Origin of the sequence: Actinomadura fibrosa (assembly GCF_900659615.1) — a bacterium.
GTDB lineage: Bacteria > Actinomycetota > Actinomycetes > Streptosporangiales > Streptosporangiaceae > Spirillospora > Spirillospora fibrosa.
The window spans coordinates 1-3,380 of record NZ_CAACUY010000568.1 but is presented as its reverse complement, the minus strand read 5'-3'; the positions used below and the strand labels follow the sequence as shown (position 1 = coordinate 3,380).

General features: G+C 57.7%; 2 rRNA genes. Both read left to right on the top strand.

What is annotated here, in order from left to right:
• Window positions 1-29 precede the first annotated feature (29 nt).
• Window positions 30-3,141, top strand: a 23S ribosomal RNA gene (locus E1300_RS49710).
• A 158-nt stretch (window positions 3,142-3,299) separates the two neighbouring features.
• Window positions 3,300-3,380 (top strand): 5S ribosomal RNA (gene rrf, locus E1300_RS49705); the annotation flags it as partial.

Below are 3,380 nucleotides of genomic sequence, written 5' to 3'. Positions count from 1 at the left end.
ATCTGCGATTTGTTTTGATCGTTTTGTGTGTTCAAGTTTTTAAGGGCATACGGTGGATGCCTTGGCATCAGGAGCCGATGAAGGACGTGGGAGCCTGCGATATGCCTCGGGGAGTCGGCAACCAGACTTTGATCCGGGGATTTCCGAATGGGGAAACCTGGCACTCGTCATGGGGTGTCGCCGCCGTCTGAATGTATAGGGCGGTTGGTGGGAACGCGGGGAAGTGAAACATCTCAGTACCCGCAGGAAGAGAAAACAATAGTGATTCCGTGAGTAGTGGTGAGCGAAAGCGGAGGAGCCTAAACCGTGCGCGTGTGATAGCCGGCAGGCGTTGCGTGTGCGGGGTTGTGGGACCATCCTGGTCCAGCTGCCGCTGGGTCGAAGAGTTATAAAGCATCGTGATAGTCGAACGGCATGGGAAGGCCGGCCATAGACGGTGAGAGTCCGGTAGGCGAAATCATGGTGTCTCTTGGGTGTGTTCCCGAGTAGCACGGGGCCCGTGAAATCCCGTGTGAATCTGCCACGACCACGTGGTAAGGCTGAATACTTCCTGATGACCGATAGCGGACCAGTACCGTGAGGGAAAGGTGAAAAGTGCCCCGGTGAGGGGTCGTGAAATAGTACCTGAAACCGTGTGCCTACAAGCCGTCAGAGCGTCCTCACAGGGGACTTGTTTCCTTGTGTTCGTGATGGCGTGCCTTTTGAAGAATGAGCCTGCGAGTTATGGTGTGTGGCGAGGTTAACCGGTGGCGGGTAGCCGTAGCGAAAGCGAGTCTGAAGAGGGCGTTTTTAGTCGCATGCTGTAGACCCGAAGCGGGGTGATCTAGCCATGGGCAGGGTGAAGCGCCGGTAAGACGGTGTGGAGGCCCGAACCCACCAGGGTTGAAAACCTGGGGGATGACCTGTGGTTAGGGGTGAAAGGCCAATCAAACTCCGTGATAGCTGGTTCTCCCCGAAATGCATTTAGGTGCAGCGTCGCGTGTTTCTTGCCGGAGGTAGAGCTACTGGATGGCTAATGGGCCCTACAAGGTTACTGACGTCAGCCAAACTCCGAATGCCGGTAAGTGAGAGCGTGGCAGTGAGACTGCGGGGGATAAGCTTCGTAGTCGAGAGGGAAACAGCCCAGATCATCGGCTAAGGCCCCTAAGCGTGTGCTAAGTGGGAAAGGATGTGGAGTTGCTGTGACAACCAGGAGGTTGGCTTAGAAGCAGCCATCCTTGAAAGAGTGCGTAATAGCTCACTGGTCAAGTGATTCCGCGCCGACAATGTAGCGGGGCTCAAGCACACCGCCGAAGCCGTGGCATTCCAGTCATTGGCTGGGATGGGTAGGGGAGCGTCCTGTAGCCGGTGAAGCCGCCGAGTGATCGAGTGGTGGAGGCTGCGGGAGTGAGAATGCAGGCATGAGTAGCGAATCACACGTGAGAAACGTGTGCGCCGGATGACCAAGGGTTCCTGGGGCAGGCTAATCCGCCCAGGGTAAGTCGGGACCTAAGGCGAGGCCGACAGGCGTAGTCGATGGACAACGGGTTGATATTCCCGTACCCGCTGGTATGCGCCAACGCTGAATCCTCTGATGCTAACCGCCCGAGCTGTTCCGGTGACCTTCGGGTTGCTGGGGTTGGTGAGCGCGGGACCCGAGGGGGTAGTAGGTGAGCGATGGGGTGACGCAGGAGGGTAGCTCAGCCCAGGCGATGGTTGTCCTGGGGTAAGCATGTAGCCCGGTGTGCAGGTAAATCCGCATGCCATCAAGGGTGAGATGTGATGCCGAGCCGTTTTAGGTGAAGTGAGTGATCCCATGCTGCCGAGAAAAGCCTCTAGTGAGTGTACCGGCGGCCCGTACCCTAAACCGACTCAGGTGGTCAGGTAGAGAATACCAAGGCGATCGGGTGAACTGTGGTTAAGGAACTCGGCAAATTGCCCCCGTAACTTTGGGAGAAGGGGGACCTCGTCTGGTGATCGCATTTACTCCTTGAGCTGGGTGGGGTCGCAGAGGCCAGGGGGAAGCGACTGTTTACTAAAAACACAGGTCCGTGCGAAGTCGTAAGACGCTGTATACGGACTGACGCCTGCCCGGTGCCGGAACGTTAAGAGGACCGGTTAGACCTTCGGGTCGAGGCTGAGAATCTAAGCGCCGGTAAACGGCGGTGGTAACTATAACCATCCTAAGGTAGCGAAATTCCTTGTCGGGTAAGTTCCGACCTGCACGAATGGCGTAACGACTTCCCCGCTGTCTCAACCACAGGCCCGGCGAAATTGCAGTACGAGTAAAGATGCTCGTTTCGCGCAGCAGGACGGAAAGACCCCGGGACCTTCACTACAGCTTGGCATTGGCGCCTGAAGCGTCTTGTGTAGGATAGGTGGGAGACTGTGAAGCCGGCACGCCAGTGTCGGTGGAGTCATTGGTGAAATACCACTCTGGTCGTTTTGAGCGTCTAACCCGCACCCGTGGATCCGGGTGGGGGACAGTGCCTGGTGGGTAGTTTAACTGGGGCGGTTGCCTCCTAAAGTGTAACGGAGGCGCCCAAAGGTTCCCTCAGCCTGGTTGGCAATCAGGTGGCGAGTGCAAGGGCACAAGGGAGCTTGACTGTGAGACGGACGTGTCGAGCAGGTGCGAAAGCAGGGCCTAGTGATCCGGCACCTACGTGTGGAAGTGGTGTCGCTCAACGGCTAAAAGGTACCCCGGGGATAACAGGCTGATCTTCCCCAAGAGTCCATATCGACGGGATGGTTTGGCACCTCGATGTCGGCTCGTCGCATCCTGGGGCTGGAGTAGGTCCCAAGGGTTGGGCTGTTCGCCCATTAAAGCGGCACGCGAGCTGGGTTTAGAACGTCGCGAGACAGTTCGGTCCCTATCCGCTGCGCGCGTAGGAGAATTGAGAGGGTCTGTCCCTAGTACGAGAGGACCGGGACGGACGAACCTCTGGTGTGCCAGTTGTCCCGCCAGGGGCACGGCTGGTTGGCTACGTTCGGTCGGGATAACCGCTGAAAGCATCTAAGCGGGAAGCCTTCCTCGAGATGAGTTCTCCCTCCCACCTTGTGTGGGGTAAGGCTCCCAGTAGACGACTGGGTTGATAGGCTGGAGATGGAAGCGCGGTAACGTGTGGAGTCGACCGGTACTAATAGGCCGAGTGGCTTGAACACACTGAACGTTCAATCCAAATCGCTGCTCGAATGGGTGTTCGCGTCCCTGTGTGGTTCCCAGGAAACAACCGGGAACCCCGGTTTTGATGTGTGAAGAGCCGAGCCTGGTCTCGGACGACGAGTTTCCCGCACCCCTTGGGGGGTGTTGGGGTTGGTCGTTCGGTGGTTATGGCGAGAGGGAAACACCCGGTCCCATCCCGAACCCGGAAGTTAAGCCTCTCAGCGCCGATGGTACTGCA